The 21,795-nt window shown below is 64.7% G+C and carries 17 protein-coding genes; 10 read left to right on the top strand and 7 right to left on the bottom strand.

The annotated features are described in order from the left end of the window. Nucleotides 1-302: 302 nt before the first annotated feature. The 3 genes from QMF22_RS12920 (at nucleotide 303) to QMF22_RS12930 (ending at nucleotide 4,799) form a co-directional block, all read left to right on the top strand. The gene (locus tag QMF22_RS12920) at nucleotides 303-2,105 is read left to right on the top strand and encodes an ABC transporter family substrate-binding protein (protein ID WP_283454237.1); all 1,803 of its coding nucleotides are present in this window, start codon (nucleotides 303-305) and stop codon (nucleotides 2,103-2,105) included. 97 nt (nucleotides 2,106-2,202) lie between these two features. After that, nucleotides 2,203-3,735: an ABC transporter permease gene (locus QMF22_RS12925; protein ID WP_283454239.1), complete on the top strand. Its 1,533-nt coding sequence runs from the start codon at nucleotides 2,203-2,205 to the stop codon at nucleotides 3,733-3,735. Beyond that, nucleotides 3,735-4,799, top strand: a complete 1,065-nt coding sequence (locus tag QMF22_RS12930) for an ABC transporter permease (protein ID WP_283454240.1) — start codon at nucleotides 3,735-3,737, stop codon at nucleotides 4,797-4,799. The genes QMF22_RS12925 and QMF22_RS12930 overlap by 1 nt, the downstream gene beginning before the upstream one ends. 17 nt (nucleotides 4,800-4,816) lie before the next feature. Here the strand turns inward: QMF22_RS12930 and QMF22_RS12935 are convergent, their stop codons facing one another. Continuing rightward, the gene (locus QMF22_RS12935; protein WP_283454242.1) at nucleotides 4,817-5,425 is read right to left on the bottom strand and encodes a PH domain-containing protein; all 609 of its coding nucleotides are present in this window, start codon (nucleotides 5,423-5,425) and stop codon (nucleotides 4,817-4,819) included. Between the two features lie 50 nt (nucleotides 5,426-5,475). Between QMF22_RS12935 and QMF22_RS12940 the strand changes: the two genes are divergently transcribed. The 3 genes from QMF22_RS12940 (at nucleotide 5,476) to QMF22_RS12950 (ending at nucleotide 9,789) form a co-directional block, all read left to right on the top strand. After that, on the top strand, nucleotides 5,476-7,182 hold the full coding sequence (locus QMF22_RS12940; RefSeq protein ID WP_283454244.1) for an ABC transporter ATP-binding protein: 1,707 nt from the start codon (nucleotides 5,476-5,478) through the stop codon (nucleotides 7,180-7,182). A gap of 145 nt (nucleotides 7,183-7,327) precedes the next feature. After that, entirely contained in the window at nucleotides 7,328-9,238 is a 1,911-nt protein-coding gene (typA, locus tag QMF22_RS12945; RefSeq protein WP_283454247.1) for a translational GTPase TypA, read from the top strand. Nucleotides 9,239-9,330: 92 nt separating this feature from the next. Beyond that, nucleotides 9,331-9,789 (top strand): hypothetical protein, encoded by a 459-nt coding sequence (locus QMF22_RS12950; protein ID WP_283454249.1) that lies wholly within the window; start codon nucleotides 9,331-9,333, stop codon nucleotides 9,787-9,789. Between the two features lie 7 nt (nucleotides 9,790-9,796). Here QMF22_RS12950 and efeB read toward each other — a convergent pair whose 3' ends face one another. From efeB to efeU, 3 genes are read right to left on the bottom strand one after another with little or no spacing between them, the layout of a single operon-like run. Then, on the bottom strand, nucleotides 9,797-11,116 hold the full coding sequence (gene efeB / locus QMF22_RS12955) for an iron uptake transporter deferrochelatase/peroxidase subunit (protein ID WP_502846956.1): 1,320 nt from the start codon (nucleotides 11,114-11,116) through the stop codon (nucleotides 9,797-9,799). 8 nt (nucleotides 11,117-11,124) lie between these two features. Then, nucleotides 11,125-12,294 (bottom strand): iron uptake system protein EfeO, encoded by a 1,170-nt coding sequence (gene efeO / locus QMF22_RS12960; RefSeq protein ID WP_283454251.1) that lies wholly within the window; start codon nucleotides 12,292-12,294, stop codon nucleotides 11,125-11,127. A 30-nt stretch (nucleotides 12,295-12,324) separates the two neighbouring features. After that, nucleotides 12,325-13,194 (bottom strand): iron uptake transporter permease EfeU, encoded by an 870-nt coding sequence (efeU, locus tag QMF22_RS12965; RefSeq protein WP_283454253.1) that lies wholly within the window; start codon nucleotides 13,192-13,194, stop codon nucleotides 12,325-12,327. Between the two features lie 162 nt (nucleotides 13,195-13,356). Between efeU and QMF22_RS12970 the strand changes: the two genes are divergently transcribed. The 4 genes from QMF22_RS12970 (at nucleotide 13,357) to QMF22_RS12985 (ending at nucleotide 17,360) form a co-directional block, all read left to right on the top strand. After that, entirely contained in the window at nucleotides 13,357-14,346 is a 990-nt protein-coding gene (locus QMF22_RS12970) for a PIG-L deacetylase family protein (protein ID WP_283454254.1), read from the top strand. Nucleotides 14,347-14,406: 60 nt separating this feature from the next. Next, on the top strand, nucleotides 14,407-14,730 hold the full coding sequence (fdxA, locus tag QMF22_RS12975; RefSeq protein WP_283454256.1) for a ferredoxin: 324 nt from the start codon (nucleotides 14,407-14,409) through the stop codon (nucleotides 14,728-14,730). Nucleotides 14,731-14,739: 9 nt separating this feature from the next. Continuing rightward, nucleotides 14,740-15,840, top strand: a complete 1,101-nt coding sequence (dapC, locus tag QMF22_RS12980; RefSeq protein WP_283454258.1) for a succinyldiaminopimelate transaminase — start codon at nucleotides 14,740-14,742, stop codon at nucleotides 15,838-15,840. A gap of 233 nt (nucleotides 15,841-16,073) precedes the next feature. After that, nucleotides 16,074-17,360, top strand: a complete 1,287-nt coding sequence (locus tag QMF22_RS12985; protein ID WP_283454672.1) for a citrate synthase — start codon at nucleotides 16,074-16,076, stop codon at nucleotides 17,358-17,360. A gap of 98 nt (nucleotides 17,361-17,458) precedes the next feature. On the opposite strand, the gene QMF22_RS12990 is transcribed toward QMF22_RS12985, so the two are convergent. The 3 genes from QMF22_RS12990 to dapD form a co-directional block, all read right to left on the bottom strand. Further along, nucleotides 17,459-17,926, bottom strand: coding sequence for a PKD domain-containing protein (locus tag QMF22_RS12990; RefSeq protein WP_283454260.1), 468 nt, complete (start codon nucleotides 17,924-17,926; stop codon nucleotides 17,459-17,461). Nucleotides 17,927-18,113: 187 nt separating this feature from the next. Then, nucleotides 18,114-20,714 (bottom strand): penicillin acylase family protein, encoded by a 2,601-nt coding sequence (locus QMF22_RS12995; protein ID WP_283454263.1) that lies wholly within the window; start codon nucleotides 20,712-20,714, stop codon nucleotides 18,114-18,116. A gap of 94 nt (nucleotides 20,715-20,808) precedes the next feature. Next, nucleotides 20,809-21,792, bottom strand: coding sequence for a 2,3,4,5-tetrahydropyridine-2,6-dicarboxylate N-succinyltransferase (dapD, locus tag QMF22_RS13000; protein ID WP_283454265.1), 984 nt, complete (start codon nucleotides 21,790-21,792; stop codon nucleotides 20,809-20,811). Nucleotides 21,793-21,795: the final 3 nt, after the last annotated feature.

Consider the following 21,795-nt stretch of genomic DNA (forward strand, 5'->3'; position numbering starts at 1 on the left):
TTGCAGAGCCTGCGACACAGCGCGTGCCGCTCGTCGATGTCGACGACCTGCGCGCTACACGCGCGCCCATCGTAGCTGAGCACGCCTAATTTCGGACTGCACTTTTGAGCAATATGCATCTCATTTACCCTTCTATTGAGCAAATCTCATGCTATTTGGGCAATTGCGTTACCAGTGTGTAACGTTTCGCCACTTTCCGGTCGGGCGTCCTTCCCCCGACCTAGGGTCGAGACACCACCATGGCGGCGGCGTGACAAAAGATTACGCCGTCGCCATTTGCACACGATCGCACAGGAGGAACAATGAGATTCAGACGTATCGGGGCAGTAATTGCCGCGGTTGGCGCCGCAACGCTCGTCTTATCCGGCTGCTCGGCACCCACTGCCGAGTCCGGGCTCGATGAGGGAACGAGTGTCGACGTCGCGTGGAACCAGCCGTTCTTCTCGTACAACGGTTTGACGTCGTTCGGCAATGCGACAGCGAACAACAACATCACGTATATGACGAACGACTGGTTCAACTACTACGACAACACGCCGGAGTTGAAGCAGAACGAGTCGTACGGCAGTTACGAGCTGGTGACGGAAGACCCGCTCACTGTCAAGTACACCCTCGCTGACGACGTCAAGTGGTCTGACGGAACCGCAGTAGATGCGTCCGACCTTCTCCTGAGCTGGGCGGCAAACTCCCGCGCGCTCGACACTCCAGACTTCGACTCCAATGATTTCGTCGACCCGGACACCGGTGAGTTCACCGACGCGTTCCCGGACGACGTAGTCTACTTCGACTCCGGTGCCCAGGCCGACTCCGGCCTCGGCCTCGTGCACGACGTTCCAGAGATCAGCGACGACAACCGCTCGATGACCATGGTCTACTCGGCGCCGTACGTCGACTGGGAGCTCGCCCTCTACGCCCCGCTCCCGGCGCACGTGGTCGCGAAGAACGCCCTCGGCCTCGACGACAATGAGGAAGCCAAGGCCGCTCTCGTCACTGCGATTCAGGACAACGACACCGCGTCGCTCGCCAAGATCTCCTCCTTCTGGAACTCGGGCTTCAACTTCACCTCGCTTCCGGACGACCCCGAGCTCTATGTCGGAACCGGCCCGTACACGATCTCCGCTTTCGTGGCCGATCAGTACATCACGATGAAGGCCAACCCGGAGTACACCGGTGAGAACAAGCCGTCGATCGAAGAGGTCACCGTGCGTTTCATCACGGACCCACTCGCATCCGTTCAGGCTCTCGAAAACGGCGACGTCGATGTCATCTCCCCCCAGTCCACGTCTGACCTGGTCACCGCGCTCGACGCGCTCGACAAAGTCACCGTACTCAAGGGTGAAGAAGGCACCTATGAGCACATCGACCTGCAGTTCGACCAGGGCAAGAGCGGCGTCTTCAATGACCCGCTGGTGCGCGAAGCGTTCATGAAGGTCGTTCCTCGTCAGGAGATCCTCGACAAGCTGATCAAGCCCATCGTCGGTGAGGACGCAACCCTGCGCGGTTCACAGATGATCGTTCCCGGTGCAGAAGGCTACGACGATTCCGTCGCCGGCAACAGCTCGGCCGACTACGCCGCGGTCGACGTGGAGGGTGCCAAAGCCCTCATCGCCCAGTCCGGTGCGACTAACCTCGACGTGACATTGCTCTACGCATCCACGAACCCGCGTCGTGTCAACGAGTTTGCGCTGATCCAGGCCAGTGCAGCCCTCGCCGGCTTCAATGTGCTCGACGGCGGCAGCGCCGAATGGGGCGGAATTCTTGGCACCCCCGGTGCCTACGATGCTTCCCTCTTCGGATGGCAGTCGACCAGTCTCGGCGTCTCGAGCGCCGGACCGAACTTCGAAACCGGTGGCATCAACAACCACAACTTCTTCTCCAACGCCGAAGCCGACGCTGTGATCAAGAAGCTCAACGTCGAGTTCGACCCCGCGACGCAGATCGAGCTTCAGCAGGAGATCGACAAGATCCTGTGGGAGAACTTCTACGGTGTGACCATCTTCCAGTTCCCCGGAGTGACGGCATTCAATGACAGCGTCACGGGCATCGACCCGTCGATTCTGGCGCCGACTATCTTCTGGAACATCTGGGATTGGAAACTCGCCTAGCCACGAGAAGTCCTCGTTGGATTGACGTGCTGTTGAGGCGCTGGGACCACTCGGTCCCAGCGCCTTCCACCCGACTATAGGCAGGTAGCCACCGCTCATGGCTTCATTTGTATTCCGGCGCCTCATTGCCGCCGTCATCGTTCTTCTCGCAGCCACCTTTCTGATGTACATGTTGGTCGCCCTTTCTGGCGACCCGCTCAAGGAACTCCGCGAGAGCAGCGCACCGAACAAGCTCGAACTGATGCAGTCGTTGAGTCAGAGGCTCAACCTCGACGTACCCCCCTTCTTTCGCTACTTCTTGTGGCTCGGCGGCGTTGGTCAGTGTTTTGTCGGTGCCTGTGATTTCGGCGTCAACGTTCAAGGCCTCCCCGTCGTAGTCCTGCTGCAGCAGGCCATGGGATCAACACTGCAGTTGGTCACCGGCGCCCAGATCATCGCCATCATCGTCGGCCTGATCGTTGGTATCACCACGGCGCTCCGCCAGTACAGCGGCTACGACTACACCATCACCTTTGCGTCGTTCCTCTTCTTCTCCCTGCCCATCTTTTGGGTGGCAGTGCTGCTCAAGCAATACATCGCCATCGGGTTCAACAACTGGTTGGCCGATCCCATCATCGGAATACCGGTCATGATCGGCATATCGCTCGTGTCGGGACTGCTCTGGATGTCGCTCCTCGGCGGTGCCGCGCGGCGCCGGTGGATCACGCTCGGGGTGGCAACGGCGTCGACCCTGGCGTTGCTGGCCTACTTCGAGATGTCCGACTGGTTCACCTCACCGAGCGTCGGCATCGTCGGTGTTTCCGTTACCGCTATCGCCGCAGCCCTCGGCGTCACGGCCGTCTCGGTTGGCCTTAAGGACAAGAACGCACTGCGTGGCGCTCTCGCCACCGCCGCCCTGGGAATCGTCCTGTACTACCCGATGACCTATTTCGTTTTCCGGAGTATGTCGCTTTCACTGTTCTTCGCCCTCGCCCTCGGCGCGGTCGTTGCCGGCGGTGCAATCGGCTATTTCCTGGGAGGCCGCGATCGCTGGCAGTCGGCCCGTACCTCGGCCGTCGTCGCTATGATCATCGGTGCGGTGATCGCCATCGACGGCCACCTGCTGTACTGGAACGACTACGTTAACTCCAGCCGGGTCAACGGTCGACCGGTGGCGACCATCGGCTCGGTCACGCCGAACCTGGGCGGCAACTTCTGGATTCAGGGCATCGACACCTTCACCCACCTGCTATTGCCGACCATCGCGATCATCCTCATTTCCTTCGCCAGCCTCACCCGCTACACGAGGGCGAGCATGCTCGAGGTGATGAACCAGGACTATATCCGCACGGCCAGGTCAAAGGGACTCACCCAGCGCACCGTCGTGGTTCGTCACGCCCTTCGCAACGCGCTCATTCCGATCGCGACGGTGATCGCACTCGACATCGGAGCATTGATCGGCGGCGCGGTGATCACCGAGTCCGTGTTCGGCTGGAGCGGTATGGGCAGGCTATTCCAAAACGGCATCGACCACGTTGATCCGAACCCGGTCATGGCGTTCTTCGTCGTGACCGGCCTCCTCGCCGTGATCTTCAACCTGCTCGCCGACCTCCTGTACGCGTCCCTCGACCCGAGAATCAGGGTGTCCTAATGACCGATTCCACGCCCTCCCTACACGTGCAGCCCGGCCCGCCCGACGAAACCTCGATTGAACAACGCGAAACGGTCGGGCTCAGCCAGGGCCAGATCGTTCGCAAACGCTTCGTTCACCACAAGGGTGCCGTCGTCTCGATCTTCGTTCTCGCTTTTGTGATCGTGCTCGCGTTCAGCTCGGTCGGTCTCCACGTCTGGGGTCTGAACACGGCCGGGTGGTGGCCCTGGCACTGGAACGCCACGCCGCCGCTGGTCAACCGCGGATTTCCGACCCTGAACCTGATCCCGGGTCCCGGTTTCGGCATCGGGCCGCACCCCTTCGGCCAGGACGAGATCGGCAAAGATATCTTTGCCCTGGTCATGCGCGGCACGCAGCAATCCATCATGATCATGGTGCTGGTCGGACTGGTCGGAACCGGAATGGGCGTTCTGATCGGCTCCCTGGCGGGCTTCTACCGCGGAATCGGCGATGCCCTCCTCATGCGCTTCACCGACGTGATCATCACCATCCCGTTCATCGTGGTGGGTGCGGTGATCGGCCGCTCGATCGGAGCTGCCGGTCTCGGAGCTGCCATTCTGGGCCTTGCCCTGGGGCTCTTCGCCTGGACCGGGCTCGCCCGGCTGGTGCGTGGGGAGTTCCTTTCCCTGCGCGAACGCGAGTTCATCGACGCAGCCAGGGTCTCCGGGGCGAGTGACGCCCGCATCATCTTCAAGCACATCCTGCCCAACGCGGTCGGTGTGATCATCGTCAGCGCCACCCTGCTCATGGCCGGAGCCATCCTCGCTGAAACCGCGCTGAGCTTCCTCGGCTACGGCGTCCGCAATCCTGACACGTCGCTCGGCCTGATCGTGGCCCAGAACGTGGCCGCGTTCGCGACCCGCCCCTGGCTGTTCTGGTGGCCGGGTGTGTTCATCATCGTCATCGCCCTCACCGTGAACTTCATCGGTGACGGTCTGCGCGACGCATTCGACCCGCGTCAGAAGAAGATGCCGTCCGCGAAGTCTCTGCGGAAAGCGGATGCCCGTCGGGCGCGCGCTGCGCGCGCCTCCAGCACGGTCTAGCGCTCATGTTTCGGGTTCTACAGAACGAGACCGATCACCGAGGCGGCGAGCAGTCCCGCGAGTACCGCGATGGTGACCCAGTGGGGGGTCACGCGGAGGGCATCCGGATCAATGGCGGCACTATCCAGGTGTCCGGCGTCCCGCAGCTGTTCCCATCGTTGCCGCAACACAAACGCGACCTGCCCGGATGCTGTCGTCACCGAGTCTCCCGGCCGAACACTTCGGCCGGCCCCATAGGCCGAATCGCCAAGGTTCTTCACATCGGAGCGCTCGATCGCGATCGCACCGCGGATGCCGGGGCTCGGCGCCGCCCAGACCGAAATTCGCCGCTCGGCGGTGAACAGGGTCAGGGTGTAGCGGGTGTCGATTCGCTGCACATGAGGCCACGGCACGAAAAATGTGCGGAACACGTTGACGACCGTGATGCCCTCTTGCTCAAGCACAATGTGCGGCTGCCAGAACACAGCTCCGGCTGCTATGGCGAAGAACAGCAGCAGCGGCACGGTGCGTACCAGATTCTCCAGGTCGTTCGCCAGCACCAGGCCGATGCACCCCGCCAGGCACAGCACGGCAACGATGCCGGCCAGAACGCGGCCAAATACAGGACGAAATGTGAAGATCGACATAGGTCCATTTTCACAGACGACGCGCTCGACACAGACAGGACCCCCCTTTCATGAGTAACGAAGCAACCATTTCCGCCGGCGACAGCTCGTCTACACGCCCCGTCACCGAGGCTGTGCTCGAGGTCGCCGATCTCAATGTGGATTTCTGGGTCGAGGGGGAGCTCTACCCGGCGGCCATCAACATGAACTACCAGGTGCGCCGCGGCGAGGTGCTCGCCATCGTGGGGGAGTCCGGCTCGGGCAAAAGCGCCGGGACCATGGCGTTGCTCGGCCTACTGCCGCAAAATGCTCGCACGACCGGATCGATCAAGCTCCTCGGTAAAGAGATCTGCGGCATCCCCGAATCGGAAATTCGCAAGGTGCGCGGCAACGATGTCGCCACCATCTTCCAAGAACCAATGACGGCCCTCAACCCGGTCTATACGGTGGGCTTCCAGATCGTGGAAGCCCTGCGCGCGCACTTCGACCTCTCGCCGCACGAAGCCAAGGCTCGCGCCATCGAATTGCTGACCCTCGTCGAGATGCCCAACCCCACGCTGTCCTTCGACAAGTATCCGCACCAGTTGTCCGGGGGACAACGTCAACGGGCCATGATCGCCCAGTCGATTTCGTGCGACCCGGTCCTGCTGGTTGCCGACGAGCCGACGACCGCGCTCGACGTCACCGTGCAGGCAGAAATCCTCGATCTGCTGCGCAATCTGCACACCCGGCTCGACAGCGCTATCATCCTGATCACCCACGACATGGGCGTGGTCGCCGACCTGGCCGACTGGGTCATGGTAATGAAGGACGGGCTCACGGTCGAGGCGGGGCCCATCGACGACATCTTCACCCGTCCCCAGCATCCGTACACGCAGCAATTACTCGCCGCGGTGCCGCACCTCGGGCGCGGCGTAGAGGCGGTCGCCCGGGAACAGGTGGCTCACCCGGTCGGGGTCAAGCCGGTACTCGATTTTCAGAATGTCTCCATTGACTACCCGAAGCGTGGGCGCATTCCCGCGTTCCGGGCCGCCGATTCCATCGACTTTCAAATTTTCCCCGGGGAGATCGTCGGCCTGGTCGGCGAGTCCGGTTCGGGCAAGACGACGCTCGGCCGCGCCGCCGTCGGTCTGCTCCCGATCGCCGACGGCACGCTCATCTCCTGCGGGATCGACATCTCGCACGCGAAAATGCGCGACCTGCGACCCCTACGCCGCAAGGCGGGCATCGTCTTTCAGGACCCGGCGTCATCGCTGAACCCGCGGATGCCGATCGGAGAATCAATCGGAGAGCCTCTCTATCTGTCCGGCGAGGCGCGTGGCGCCGACCTCGACAAGCGTGTCCAAACGCTCCTGGAACAGGTGGAACTCCCAACGAGCTACCGCAACCGCTTTCCGCACGAGCTGTCCGGAGGGCAGAAACAGCGGGTCGGCATCGCGCGCGCGCTCGCCCTGCATCCGGACCTGTTGGTTGCCGACGAACCGACCAGCGCGCTGGATGTCTCGGTGCAGGCTCGTTTTCTCGATCTGTTGCACGAGCTTCAGGAACGGCTCGGCTTCGCCTGCCTGTTCATCAGTCATGACCTCGCGGTGGTCGACGCGCTCGCCCACCGGATTGCGGTGATGCACACCGGCAAGCTGGTGGAGCAGGGCACGAGCGATGAGATTCTGCGTGCGCCGAAGGATCCCTATACACAGCGACTTATCAGCGCGGTTCCGGTGCCGGACCCGGTGGAACAGCGTAACCGCCGCGAGGCTCGTCAGGCCGCCAAGGGGTAAGAGGAACGGGACGCGCGCCACACCCACCGATCCGGTGGCGTGGATACGGTAGGATAGTACTTTGGGTCACATTATGACCCCCGGTATCCATTCTTCGTCGCGCGCGAGACTCTGCGGCACTCATTCTTCGTAAGGATCTATTTTTATGGCGATTGCTACCCGCAATAACCTCCGAAATGTTGCAATCGTTGCTCACGTTGACCACGGTAAGACGACGCTGGTAGACGCGATGCTCAAGCAGACCGACTCCTTCGCTGACCACTCACACGTTGAAGAACGCGCGATGGACTCGAACGAACTCGAGCGTGAAAAGGGCATCACGATTCTCGCCAAGAACACGGCGGTTTCCTACAAGGGCATCCACGCAGCCGACGGTCCGATCACCATCAACGTGATCGACACCCCGGGCCACGCTGACTTCGGTGGCGAGGTCGAGCGCGGTCTGTCCATGGTTGACGGCGTTGTGCTCCTCGTTGACGCATCAGAGGGCCCGCTGCCGCAGACCCGTTTCGTGCTCCGCAAGGCGCTCGAAGCCAAGCTCCCCGTCATCCTGCTGGTCAACAAGACCGACCGTCCCGACGCGCGCATCGATGAGGTTGTGGCCGAGAGCCAGGACCTGCTCATCGGTCTCGCGAGCGACATGGCCGACGACTTCCCCGACCTCGACCTCGACGCCGTTCTCGACGTACCCGTCGTCTACGCATCCGGTCGTAATGGTGCCGCCAGCTGGAACAAGCCCGAAGACGGCACGCTGCCCGACAACGATGACCTCGAACCGTTGTTTGACGCGATCCTCAAGCACATCCCGGCACCGACCTACGATGACACGCACCCGCTTCAGGCGCACGTCACCAACCTCGACGCCTCGCCGTTCCTCGGCCGCCTCGCACTCCTGCGCATCTTCAACGGCACGATCAAGAAGGGGCAGACCGTAGCCTGGGCCCAGCAGGACGGCACCGTCAGCAACGTGAAGATCACCGAGCTGCTCATCACGAAGGCGCTGGACCGCTACCCGACCGAGAGCGCCGGCCCCGGCGACATCGTTGCCGTTGCCGGTATCGAGAACATCACCATCGGTGAGACCCTCTGCGACCCGGAAGACGTGCGCCCGTTGCCGACCATCACGGTCGACGACCCGGCCATCTCGATGACCATCGGAACCAACACCTCGCCACTCATGGGCAAGGTCAAGGGCCACAAGCTCACCGCCCGGATGGTCAAGGACCGCCTCGACCGCGAGCTCGTCGGTAACGTCTCGCTCAAGGTCGTCGACATCGGACGCCCGGACGCCTGGGAGGTGCAGGGCCGTGGAGAACTGGCCCTCGCCATCCTGGTCGAACAGATGCGCCGCGAAGGCTTCGAGCTCACCGTCGGCAAGCCTCAGGTAGTTGTGAAGCGCATTGACGGCAAGGTGCACGAGCCGTTCGAGCACCTCACCATTGACGCTCCCGAGGAATACCTCGGCGCCATCACGCAGCTGCTCGCCGCTCGCAAGGGCCGCATGGAGAACATGGCCAACCACGGCACGGGCTGGGTTCGCATGGAATTCATCGTTCCGTCGCGCGGCCTGATCGGCTTCCGCACGCAGTTCCTCACCGACACGCGGGGTACCGGTATCGCCAACGCGATCCTGCACGGCTACGAGCCCTGGGCCGGCACCATTAACACCCGTACGAACGGTTCCATCGTGGCCGACCGTTCGGGTGCGGTCACCCCGTTCGCGATCATCAACCTGCAGGAGCGCATGTCGTTCTTCGTGCAGCCGACCAGCGAGGTCTACGAGGGCATGGTTATCGGCGAGAATTCGCGCGCCGACGACATGGACGTGAACATCACCAAGGAAAAGAAACTGACCAACATGCGTCAGTCCAGCTCCGACACGTTCGAGTCGATGACACCGCCCAAGCAGCTGTCGCTCGAGCAGTGCCTCGAATTCGCCCGCGAAGACGAGTGCGTCGAGGTCACCCCGGCCGCCGTGCGTATCCGCAAAGTAGAGCTGACGGCATCCGCTCGCTCGCGCCAGGTTTCGCGCGTGAAGAAGATGGACGCGAACTAACCCTTCGAAACCCAATGCCCTCTCGGTTCGCCGAGGGGGCATTGTTGTGCGCGCGGCCGCATTAGAATTCAGACGAAACTGAAGGACTTGATATGACTATTTCCTCCCGTAGCCGCCGCCTCCTGTTTGCGCTCGTGATCGCCGCCACCCTGCCCGCGCTGGCCGCCTGCTCCATCGGCGACACCGTGCAGCAGACGGTGAACGGGGCCGTGCAGGATGCGACCGGGGGCGACGTCAGCCTCGATGGTTCGCTCCCGAAAGACTGGCCGGCCGAAGTGCCGCTCATCGACGGCGAGGTTCTGTTCGCCACCGGCGGCATTGGCGAGGGCGAGGTCGGTGGTTGGGTCGTCACGATCAAGGCAACGTCGGCCACGCCGATCGAGGCTGCCCGGGCGCAGCTTCTCGCCGCCGGGTTCACTGTGGCCGTGGGCGTTCCGGGGGCCGACTCCGAAGTGGTGACCGTCACGAACGCGACCTACGGCGTCGTGGTCGCGGGGAACGCAGATGGCATTCTGTACACGGTGACGCCGCTGCCTGATGCGCTGAAGTAATCGCGCGTTACGCGAAGAGGGCAGACCCGACGTAGGCTCCGTCGGTGGCGCCGGCCGGAACCACGAACAACGCGCTTCCGACATGGCGAATGTACTCGTTCAGGGCATCGTGCTTGGCGAGGTTGAGCTGCACGGTCGTGAACTGGGCCGGCGAACGCTGGAAGCTGATGAAGAACAGCCCGGCCTCGAGGCGGCCGAGGTCATCGTTGCCGTCGACGAAGTTGTAGCCGCGCCGCAGCAGCTTCATACCCTTGTTCTGGGTGGGATGCGCCAGCCGCACGTGAGCAGCTGCGCCGATAAGTGGCTGGTCATCCCGACCGGCGATCGTGAAATCGGGTTCGCTGAACTCGGTGCCGCCCGAGAGTGGCGCGCCGGCCCCCTTGGTGCGGCCGAACACCGTCTCCTGCTCGCGGAGAATGGTGCGATCCCAGGTTTCAATGGTCATGCGGATGCGCCGCGCCACCAGGTAGGAGCCGCCGGCCAGCCAAGCCGGCCCATCGGCCGCGGAGACCCAGACCTGGTCGTTGACGACGTCGGGCTGCTCGGCCTTGATGTTGGCGGTGCCGTCCTTGAACCCGAACAGGTTGCGCGGGGTCGCCTGGGCCGTCGAGGTCGACGAGGTGCGCCCGAAGCCGAGCTGCGACCAGCGCAGGGCGGCCCGTCCGAACGCTATGCGGGACAGGTTGCGAATGGCGTGCACGGCCACCTGAGGGTCGTTGGAACAGGCCTGGATGCACAGGTCGCCGTTGCTTCGCCCGGCATCGAGGTCGTCGCCGGGAAAATGCGGCAGGGGCGTGAGGTCTGCGGGGCGGCGGGCGGCGATGCCGAAGCGATCGACGCCAGCCGCTGTTTCAAACAGGGTCGGGCCGAAACCGAACGTTATGGTCAGACCGGCCGTTGGCAGCCCCTGGGCCTCGCCGGTGTCCTCCGGCGGGGCGTCGTAGGGGCCGCTGACAGCGCCGTACTCGCCGATATCCTGGCCGGCGGTCATGGCAGCGGAGGCGATGGTCCAGTCCTGCAGCAGCTCGATCAGCTCCGCTCGCGTCGTGCCGGCCGAGACGTCGAACGCGGCGAAATGCAGGCGATCCTGCGCGGGCGTGACGATGCCGGCCTGGTGGCTGCCGTAAAACGGGTAGACCGCCGAAGCGGATGCCGCCCCCGGCGACGCCGACGCCGCCAGCGCCACCCGGTCCCCGGCTACCCCCAGTCCGATGCCGGCCACGCTGGCCCCGGCGAGGCCGAGCAGCCCGCGCCGGGACAGGCCGCGGGCGGGCTCGGCCAGATCGGTGGACCCGGTGCGCTTATCGCCCTTCACGGTGCGCTTCACCGCGCGACTCACAACACGAGCGCGGCCGTGAGCTGGTTCAGCGGCTCGCCGAGCGCGTTGACCTGGTCGGCGAGGGCGCGAACCTCGGCCGGCGTGAGGTCGGTGTAGAGCGTGAAGCCGTCGCCGACGCGCTGGGCGTCGAGCAGCGTCTGCAACGAAGCAAACTCGGTGTCGAGCGACGCGGCGAGGTCGGCATCCGTTTTCAGCAAAATGGGACGCACCCCGTCGTAGAGCACCTTGGCGCCGTCGACGTTGGCCTGGAAAGCCCAGAGGTCGGTGTGCGACCAGGTCTCCTCTTCGCCGGTGACCTTGCCCGTGGCGACCTCGTCGAGCAGGCCGATCGCCCCGTTGGTCTGCTGCGACAGGTTGAAGGTGAGGCCCTGCACCTTCTCGTGCAGGGTGGCGGTGTCAGCGACGAGCTGCTCGGTGAGCGCCACGCGCTTGCCAGCGGTGTAAGCCAGGAAACCTGCCTCAGCGTCCTGCGGCCAGAGGTCCTTCTCGATGGCGTGCCAGCCGGTCCAGTTTTGGCCCTCTTCGAGGTCGGCTTCGCGCAGGTCGAGCTTCGGGTCGAGGTCGCCGAACGATTCGGCGATGGTCTCCACGCGTTCCCAATGCACCCGGGTCGATGCGTACAGGCTGCGGGCGGTGTCATCGTCCCCCGCTGAATAGGCGGCGGCGAACGCGTCGGTGCCGGTGACGAGCTGGTCGATCTGGTCGCTCACGTACGAGGCGTAGTTGGTGTTGGCGGTGTCGATCTGGGTCGCGAGGTCAACGTTGACGGTGGCGGCGGCATCCGTTTTCGTGGCGGTGAACGCGGCCTTGCCGACACCGTCGCCGGTCATGCCCGGCTTGCAGGCGGTGAAGTAACTGCCGGCATCGAGCTGTACCACCAGGTCGCGGCTGAGGCCGGGGCCGATATTCTCGGCTTCCCCGACGATGCGCAGGCCGTCTTCGGCCAGCAGATAGAACTCGGTCACCTGGTCGCCGGAATTGGTGACCGAGAAGCGGATGCTGCCTGCCGGCGCCTCGTTCGCGCTCACCGCGCAGTCGGTCGCGCTGCTGTCCACGGTGATGGCTGTGTGGGTGGCCGCCGGATTATTGGCGACGCAGCCGCTCAGGAGGCCGATTCCGAGAATACCGAGGCCGAACAGGCTGGCGGAACGTAAGACACGGGGCATGGAGATCCTTTGAACTGGGCGAGAAAAAAGTCAGTGTGCGGCGACGGGCGTTGGCGACGGCGCGGTTGGTGCAGCCGGGGCTGGGCTGGTGCTCGTGCGGCCGTGACGGCTCTTTCTGATGAAGACCGTCAGGGTGGGCACGGCATAGGCCAGCCAGGCGAACATTTCCAGCCAGGTGGTGGCAGGGGAGAAGTTCAGGGTGCCCTTGAGCAGGGTGCCGTACCAGCTGTCCGGCGGTACGGCGGCGCTCACGTTGAACGCGAGGGCGTGCAACCCGGGCAGGAGGCCGGCCTCCTGCAGGTCGTGCACGCCGTATGAGAGCACGCCAGCGGCCACGACGATAAGGATGGCGCCGGTGTAGGTGAAAAACTTCGACAGGTTGATCTTGAGCATGCCGGCGTAAATCAAAACGCCCAGGCCGATCGCGGTCACGATACCGAGCGCAGCGCCGAGCAACGGCATGGTCGTTGCGCCGGTGGCCTGAACGGCGGCCCAGATGAACAGGGCCGTTTCGATGCCCTCCCGGCCGACGGCCAGGAACGCCACGAGTACGAGACCGAGGCCGGCACCGACGAGGTGCTTGTCGATGTTGCCCTGCAGATGACCCTTGAGGTCGCGTGCGGTGCGCAGCATCCAGAACACCATCCAGGTCACCAGGCCGGTCGCGACGATCGACAGCACGCCGCCGATGGTCTCCTGGGCGGTGAACGACAGCCCATACGTGCCGAAGGTGAGCAGCGCGCCGATGCCCAGGGCGAGCAGCACGGCCAGGGCTACGCCGAGCCAGATGCGCGGCAGCAGGTCACGTCGACCGATTTTCACGACGTAGGCGATGAGAATCGTCACGATCAGCGCGGCTTCAAGGCCTTCGCGCAGGCCGATCAGGTAGTTTGCGAGCACAGGGTTCCTCGAACTATTCGGGCAATGGTTTCTGGCAAAAAATTTGGTAAGGCTAACCTTACCGCTGTTGACTCTAGTCCGAACCGCGCGATCGTGTCTAGTTATGATTTGATTCAGGCACAGACTTTACCCAGCAACGAACGGCCCGCAAGAGCAGAAACGGTGCGTACGCCCATGGTCATGTCCGGCAGCGGCGAGCGAATTCTGTTCGTGCATGACCGGCCGGGCGATGAATCCGCCCTGACCGGCGGCACCATCGCACGGCTCCGCGCCGACGGGTCGCGGGTGGTCGTGCTCTATCCCGCTGCCCGGGGCGAAACAGATGCCGTCGCGCTGGCCGCAACCGATGATGCCGCTGCCTCCGCTGCTCTGGCCGAACTCGGGGCGCGCACCTGGCACCGCCTGCCGCCGGAGCCCGGACTCACACAGGCGCTGCACACTGCGATAGACGAGCTCGGTGCGACGGCCGTGGTCATCGGCACTGTCGATGAAGCTCTGCGCGACTGTGCGACGACCGCCTCACACGGGGCGGGCCTGCCGGTGTTCCTCGCCCGCACGGTGCGGCAGGCACCCGGCCAGCGCCTCATCGCGATCGACGTGGGCGATCACCTCGACCAGAAGCTGCGCGCGCTCGCGCGCTTCCCTGCGCGCTGGAGTGTGACCGAGCGCACGCGCACCCTCGCCGACGGTAGCACCGATCTGATCACCGACACTGAAACCTTCCTCAGAACGGATGCCCCCCGCCCCGCCCTCGCACCGCCCGCGCCTCGCCCCGCTCGCCTCACCATCGCGAACCGGTCGCTGGCCGGTCTCGGGGGCCTGGCTCTGGGCATCCTGTTTGGGGTGCTGGGAACCATCGCGCACCAGGCCACCCTGACAGTGTTCGGCGCGGAGCTGCCGATCGGCCTGGCCATCGCGTTCGTGGGCATTGGCGCGTTGCTGATCGGGCTGCGCCTCGTGGTGGGGGACCGGTTCGTGGTCGGACTCGCCGCAGCTGGGCTGCTCTTGACCATTTTCGTGCTGTCCCTGCGTGGCTCAGGTGGATCAGTGCTCGTGCCGGCCGGCCTGCCGGGAACCCTGTGGACCGTCGTTCCGGCGCTCATCGCGGCGTTCGTGCTGGCCTGGCCGAAACTGCCGCCGCGCCGCCGATAAGGGGCACCGACCGAGGGGGCGTAGAATCAGGAGTCCGCTCTCGAAGGGAATCCCCAGCCTGTGACGTATGTGATCGCTCTTCCGTGCGTCGATGTGAAAGATCGTGCCTGCATCGACGAATGCCCGGTGGACTGCATTTATGAGGGTGAACGCTCCCTCTATATCCATCCAGACGAGTGCGTCGACTGCGGAGCCTGCGAACCGGTCTGCCCGGTCGAGGCCATCTACTACGAAGACGACCTGCCCGAACAGTGGGCCGACTACTACAAGGCCAACGTCGAATTCTTCGATGACCTCGGCTCCCCGGGAGGCGCCGCCAAGGTCGGCGTACTCGCCAAGGACCACCCCGTCATCTCCGCACTGCCGCCGCAGGGTACGCACTAAGCGGTCTACGTGCTCAAGCCGCTTCCGGATTACCCCTGGGACCAAATGGTCCCCTTCGCTACGCAGGCCCGACAGCACGAGGGCGGCATCGTCGACCTGTCGATCGGTTCGCCGGTCGACGCCACGCCCGACGTGGTGCAGCAGGCGCTGCGCACGTCTTCGGATGCCCACGCCTACCCGCAAACGGTCGGTACGCCCGCCCTGCAGCAGGCGATCATCGCCTGGTACGCCCGGCGCCGCCGTGTCACCGGGCTGGAGCCGAAGAACGTTTTGCCCACTATTGGCTCCAAGGAACTGGTCGCGCTCATGCCGTTCATGCTCGGCTTCGGCGAAGGCGATACCATCGTGCATCCCCGGGCCGCGTATCCGACCTATGCGATCGGCGCCGCCATTGCCGGCGCCACTGCTCTGGCCTCCGACGATCCGGCCGAGTGGCCGGCGTCGACGAAGCTGATCTGGCTGAACAGCCCCGGCAATCCGGATGGACGGGTGCTGACTATCGACGACCTGCGGGCCGCCGTCGCCCGCGCCCGGGAACTCGATGCCGTCATCGTGAGTGACGAGTGTTATGCCGAGCTCGGCTGGGACGCCCCGTGGGATTCCGAGCCGATCCCGAGCATCCTCGACCCGGGAGTGATCGAGGGAGACCGCCGCAACATCGTGGCGATCTATTCGCTCAGCAAGCAGTCGAACATGGCCGGGTATCGAGCGGCCTTCGCCGCGGGCTGTGGCGGCGTGCTCGGGCGGCTGCTCACCGTGCGCAAGCACGCCGGACTCATGCTCCCCGCGCCGCTGCAGGCAGCCATGATCGCCGCCCTCGGTGACGACGAGCATGTCGCCGTGCAGAAGGAGCGCTATCGTGCGCGCCGCGCTGTGCTGCGCCCCGCCCTCGAACAGGCCGGCTTTCGCATCGATCGGAGCGAAGCCGGGCTCTACCTCTGGGCGACCGAGGGACGACCCGCGTGGGAATCCATCCAACGGCTGGCGGCACTCGGCATCCTGGCCGGCCCGGGGCCGTTCTACGGCGATGTCTACCCGGAACACGTGCGGTTCTCGCTGACGGCAACGGATGAGCGCATCGCTGCTGCCGCATCGCGCCTTCTGGCCTGAACCAGCCCCCCATCTGGGGTGGAGCTCTGTGGACTATCACCAACGAACCGCCCGAACTCTTAGCTGATGCAACAGTAGGCGGTCAGGCCGATTAGGCTGTAGTCGCGACAGAATCGACCACAGCAGTTTCACCACTGGCCGATTCAGTGACGCGTCGCCACATTTCATCCGGCAGTGATACTCGAGGAGGCTCCGTGACCAACGTCGCGCAGCAGACAACATCCGGCGAACCGATGAGCGCTGACCCCAACAAGGTCACTCTCACTTTCCCCGGCGGGAGCGCAGAGTTCCCGATCCTGACCAGCGTGGACGGCGTGTCGAGCATCGACATCTCCACCCTGACCAAGAAGACCGGCCTCACCACGCTGGACTACGGTTTCGTCAACACCGCGGCCACCCGCTCCGCGATCACCTACATCGACGGTGACGCGGGCATCCTGCGCTATCGCGGGTATCCGATCGAACAGATCGCCCAGAACTCGAACTTTCTCGAGACGGCCTGGCTGCTGATCTACGGCGAGCTGCCGAGCGCGAGCGAACTGGCCAACTTTGACGATCGCATCCGTCACCACACGCTTTTGCACGAAGACATGCGCCGCTTCTTCGACTCCTTGCCGCACAAGGCACACCCGATGAGCGTGCTCGCCTCCGGTGTCTCTGCTCTGTCGACGTTCTACCAGGACTCGCTCGACCCGAAGGACCCGGAGCAGGTCGAGATTTCGACCATCCGCTTGCTCGCGAAGCTGCCGGTCATGGCCGCCTATGCGCACAAGAAGAGCGTCGGCCAGGCTTTTCTCTACCCCGACAACTCGCTGAGCTTCGTTGACAACTTTCTCAAGCTCAACTTCGGCAACATGGCCGAGCCGTACGAGATCAACCCGGTCGTCAGCAAGGCGCTCGAACGCCTGCTGATGCTGCACGAAGACCACGAGCAGAACGCGTCCACCTCAACGGTGCGCCTGGTCGGTTCGACCGAGGCCAACCTGTTTGCATCGGTGTCCTCGGGCATTAACGCGCTGTTCGGCCCACTGCACGGCGGCGCCAACGAGGCCGTGCTGTCGATGCTGGGCGAGATCCAGGCATCCGGTCAGGGCGTTGAGAAGTACGTCGAACGAGTGAAGAACAAAGAGCAGGGCGTGAAGCTCATGGGCTTCGGCCACAGGGTCTACAAGAACTACGATCCGCGGGCCACCCTGGTCAAGGAGAGCGCCCACGAGGTGCTCGCCGCCCTCGGCGTCAAGGACGACCTGCTCGACATCGCCCAGGAACTCGAGCACATCGCGCTGAACGATGACTACTTCAAGGAACGTCGCCTGTACCCCAACGTCGACTTCTACACCGGCGTCATCTACAAGGCCATGGGCTTTCCGACGCGCATGTTCACCGTGCTCTTCGCGATCGGCCGGCTGCCGGGCTGGGTCGCGCACTGGCGTGAGATGAACGAGGATCCGGCCACCAAGATCGGCCGCCCGCAGCAGCTCTACGTGGGCTCCGCAGCCCGCGACTACCCGCGCCGCTAGACAGGGCCTAGCTGACCGACGTGGCGAGTCGGATTGTCGAACCCGCGGCCGGCGGCCGGGCTCGCTGTTCGCGGCACTCCTTATAGCTCAGGGCCCCCCTACGTAGGGGTGCCCTCGTCTTTAACCGGTGCCGCGAAGTGCGTAGCGGCGTCAGCAGCCGGGGCCGTGGGGGTTGGTGTTGCAGTCTTCGGCGACGAGCACGGTGGATTCTTTGGCGGCGACGACGGTGAATGGTGCTGACGGTTCCTTCGACGGGGCCAGCCCTGGTCGCCGAGGCTGTAGTCGGCTCGGTAATCGACGGTGAGCGTGACCGTGTAGCTGTCCTTGGCCGCGTATTTGTGGCTGGTGGGGGTGGTGGAGAATTCGGCCAGACCGAGGTCGGCCCAGCTGGCTCCGCCGGTGGGGCTCGACGCCGTGCTGCCGTCGCCGAAGTTCCAGCGGTAGTTGATGGGGGTGAACAGAACTTGGGCGGGTTGTCCGAGCAAGAGTCCGTCGCCGATATGAGCGGATGCCGTCGCCCAGAAATTCGCCGCCAGCCCGACGATCGCCCAGCCGCCCGGTTCCATGCCGGTGGGCGCCGGAGGTGCGGGAAAGGTCTGCAGGTCGGTTACCGAGAGAACGGTGGCGGGCGAGCATATGGTGCAGGGCGTTGTCGGGGCCGCGATAGTGGGTTGCCACTCGGGGTGGCGCGAGACAACGGGGAAGTCGCCGGTGCCGCACAGAGTCCACTCCTGCTCCGACGTCAGCTTGCAGCTATGCGGCGGGCTCGAGGGTCAGGGTGTTTCTCGCGTTGTCGTTGATTGCGGCGGGTGTGAACAGCCACGGACGGGTCTCGTGGTCGCGCCAAAGCGGCGCCTGATCGGTGTAGTTGGGGTGGAAGGCGTGACCGGACGCTCCGGTGAGATTGATCCAGGTGGAGTCATCGAAGTTCTCCAGGCTCACCACCTGCCGCATCGACGGCACCCAGTCCACCTGGTACCCCTGGGTGGCATCCCAACCCACCGCGTTGACGACGGCCGAACCTCCGGCCAACTCGTACGGGCCGCGATTGAATAACCACTCCAGCGGGGCGATGCCGGACTTACCGAAGCTCTGGTTGGTGAGCTCCAACGTGTGGATGCTGCCCCACTGCCACCCTGCCGGGTTCGAGCCCATGAGATCGGCGGCTTCGGCCGCGGCATCCGTCATTACCCGCCGCAGCATGCTCTCCTGGCCGACGGTGCCGTAGGCTGCGTTCGACCACCAAGGGGAATCCGGCTGGTCGAGAAGGCTCGTGACCACGGAGAACGCCCGGTCGCCACCGGTGAGAGCAGCGCCGTCGTCGATCTTGCCGGTGAACATGTCGTGCAGCAGGGTGCGCCAGATCACGTTGAAGTAAGCCGCTGCCGCACTATCGGCATCGACCTGATAGTCCCAGCCGTCGAGCAACTTCTGCGCGTCGGCGGCGTCGCCGGTGAGCCGCACCTGTTGCAGGGCCGGAACCAGCGTCGCCGCGATGGCGCTGTAGTTGTCACCCTGAATTTCGCTCATCAGCTCTGCTGTCACCGGGGTTTTTGCTGCGATGAGCTCCTGTAGCCGAGCCGTGATCTGGTTCGCCCGATAGCCGAGGTCCCAGTCGGCGGTCAGCAGGTACGGGTAACTCGGGTCAGTGGCGGCGTTATTGGCCGTGACGATGTATCCGCTCGGCGGATTGAACGTGCTGGGCAGGGCGTCGAAGGGGATGTATCCGGTCCAGCCGTACTGACTTGTCCAGCCGGGAACCGGCAGGGTGCCGTTGCCACTGGCCCGAATGGGAATGAGCCCGGGCGCCTGATAGCCGATATTTCCGTCGACATCGGCGTAGGTAAGATTCTGCGCCGGCACTTCGAAGAGGGCGGCCGCGGCGCGAAAACCCGTCCAGTCGGTCGCCTGGTTCAAGGCGAAAATAGCGGATGCCGTGTGCCCCGGCGTGAGCGCCGTCCACTGCAGGGATAGCTCGTAGCTGGTCTGCTCGGCGCCCGCCTCGGCGGCGAGGGCGGGTGTCAGCCCGGTGGCCTCGGGAAAGTCGCTCGCGATCTGCTGGTAGCTGGTGCCGTCGAACCCGCTCAACAATGGTCCGTGTTCGGTCGAACGAATCTCGATCTTCACGTCGTCACCGCCGGCGACGGAGATCTTCTCGTCACGCAACAGCAGCGGCTTCTGTACACCGTCGAATTCGTAGCTGTCGCCGGTGACCTTCTCGATGTAAAGATCGGCGACGTCGGGCCCGAGGTTGGTGAACCCCCACGCGATACGCTCATTGTGGCCGATGATCACACCGGGCAGGCCGGAGAAGCTGTACCCGGCCACGTCGAACGGGCAATCGGCGGTGATCGACTGGCAGCGTAGCCCCACCTGGTACCAGACCGAGGGCAACGCCGGGCCGAGGTGCGGATCGTTGGCCAGTAGCGGCTTGCCGGTGTCAGTCAGCGAGCCCGAGACCACCCAGGAGTTCGAGCCGATCTCCCCGCCGGCCGGCCCGAGAAGCTCGGGCACCGACCCGAGATGCGCGCGCAGCTCGGCCAGGGCTCCGGCGTAGGAGTCGACCTCAGCCAGAGCGGCGGGTGCATCCGTTGAATCCGGGGCAGGCGCGCCGGCCGATGGCAGCGTGAGGGCCTGGCTGCCGGTGATGGTGGGGTGCTGTCCGGCCGGATAGTCGGGATGCAGCTGGCTCACCTCGGTGGGCGTGAGGGTCGTCGACAGTAAGGCCCGGTCGATCTCATCGTCGAGGTTGGAGCGAAGGTCCCAGGCCATGGCCTTCAGCCAGGCCACGGAATCAGCCGGAGTCCACTTTTCGACCTGGTACCCGGGGCTTTGCAGCCCCAGCACGGCATACTCCAACGACAGGTCGGCGCCCTGATGTGTGTCGAGGTAGGCGTTCACTCCGTCGGCGTAGGACTGGTAATAGCCGAGCGTCACCGGGTCGAGCAGGGCCACTTCCTGCTCGGCGACGGCCCGCCAGCCGAGGGTGCGCACGAACGTATCGGTACCGACCTGGCTCTCGCCGAACAGCTCCGACAGTCGACCGCTCGTGACGTGGCGGCGAAAATCCATCTCCCAGAACCGGTCCTGGGCGTGCACGTAGCCCTCAGCGAGAAACAGGTCGCTCGCGGTTTTCGCGGTGATCTGGGGAATTCCGGCGTCGTCGCGAACGACGGTCACCTGGTCGGTCAGGCCGGTGATGTCGACGTTGCCGGCGAGCGTCGGAAACGACCGCGTGACCGTCCAGACACCGAGCCCGGCAGTGACGAGAACCAGGCTGACCACGACCGCGAGCGCGATCAGTAGTCGTCGAACGCCGCGGTGCCCCTTGCTGCGCGGTGCGTCGGTTCCCACGTCACTCCTTCGTGAATCGCGCGTCCCCGCAAGAGCAGATATGCGCTACCCGGATGCTAGCGGAACCCACCGACATCCGCTTGTCAGTACCGGCTCAGGCGTGCAGCGCGGCGTTCAGCGTGATTCCGCTGCCACTGCGGGCGAGCACCTCGACCGCACCGGAGATGGAATTGCGGCGAAACAGCAGGTTCGGCAGGCCCGAAAGCTCGACCGCTTTCACCGTGGCGATCGTACCGTCGGTGAGTCGTGGTTCGCCCACGAGCACGACCTTGGTACCGGCCGTCACGTAGAGTCCGGCCTCAACCACGCTGTCATCGCCGATCGCGATGCCCACGCCCGAGTTGGCGCCGAGCAGCGCCCGCGCGCCGATCGAGATGCGCTGCGTTCCGCCACCGGACAGGGTGCCCATAATGGATGCCCCGCCACCGATATCCGCGCCGTCACCGACGACGACACCCTGCGAGATACGGCCCTCGACCATGGACGAGCCGAGAGTGCCGGCGTTGAAGTTGACGAAACCCTCGTGCATCACCGTGGTGCCGGTGGCGAGGTGCGCGCCGAGTCGCACGCGCGAGGCATCCGCTATTCTCACGCCGGCCGGAACGACATAGTCGAGCAGCGGCGGAAATTTGTCGACGCCGCTGGCCTGAATGCCGGCGCGCTGCAGGGCGGGGCGCAACCGGGCGAAATCGGCCGGAAGCATGGGGCCGGCGTTGGTCCAGACCACGGTGGGCAGGTGCGCGAAAATGCCGTCGAGGTTGATGCTGTTCGGCAGAACGAGCAGGTGCGAGAGCAGGTGTAGCCGCAGGTAGGCATCCGAAGTGCTGGCTGGGGCCGCGTCGAGGGTGATTTCGACCGTGACGGCTTCCAGACGCACCGCGCGGCGGGCGTCGTCGCCGGCCGCTTCGCTCAATTCCGCCGGAACGATCCAGCGATCACGGCCGGTCGGCAGGGCGCCGAGTGCCGGGGTCGGAAACCAGGTATCGAGCACCGTGCCGTCGGCTGCGACGGTGGCGAGGCCGTACCCCCAGGCCTGGGTCGGTGTGGCAGGAGCGTTTTCGGAAACTACGGAGGGCATACC

It is taken from the genome of Cryobacterium sp. PH31-L1, from assembly GCF_030063145.1.
In the GTDB taxonomy this organism is placed as follows: Bacteria; Actinomycetota; Actinomycetes; order Actinomycetales; family Microbacteriaceae; genus Cryobacterium.

Coding starts and splice junctions, on each gene's coding strand:
- QMF22_RS12920 (WP_283454237.1), top strand. CDS start 303: ATGAGATTCAGACGTATCGGGGCAGTAATTGCCGCGGTTGGCGCCGCA.
- QMF22_RS12925 (WP_283454239.1), top strand. CDS start 2,203: ATGGCTTCATTTGTATTCCGGCGCCTCATTGCCGCCGTCATCGTTCTT.
- QMF22_RS12930 (WP_283454240.1), top strand. CDS start 3,735: ATGACCGATTCCACGCCCTCCCTACACGTGCAGCCCGGCCCGCCCGAC.
- QMF22_RS12935 (WP_283454242.1), bottom strand. CDS start 5,425: ATGTCGATCTTCACATTTCGTCCTGTATTTGGCCGCGTTCTGGCCGGC.
- QMF22_RS12940 (WP_283454244.1), top strand. CDS start 5,476: ATGAGTAACGAAGCAACCATTTCCGCCGGCGACAGCTCGTCTACACGC.
- typA (WP_283454247.1), top strand. CDS start 7,328: ATGGCGATTGCTACCCGCAATAACCTCCGAAATGTTGCAATCGTTGCT.
- QMF22_RS12950 (WP_283454249.1), top strand. CDS start 9,331: ATGACTATTTCCTCCCGTAGCCGCCGCCTCCTGTTTGCGCTCGTGATC.
- efeO (WP_283454251.1), bottom strand. CDS start 12,294: ATGCCCCGTGTCTTACGTTCCGCCAGCCTGTTCGGCCTCGGTATTCTC.
- QMF22_RS12985 (WP_283454672.1), top strand. CDS start 16,074: ATGAGCGCTGACCCCAACAAGGTCACTCTCACTTTCCCCGGCGGGAGC.
- QMF22_RS12990 (WP_283454260.1), bottom strand. CDS start 17,926: ATGGAACCGGGCGGCTGGGCGATCGTCGGGCTGGCGGCGAATTTCTGG.
- dapD (WP_283454265.1), bottom strand. CDS start 21,792: ATGCCCTCCGTAGTTTCCGAAAACGCTCCTGCCACACCGACCCAGGCC.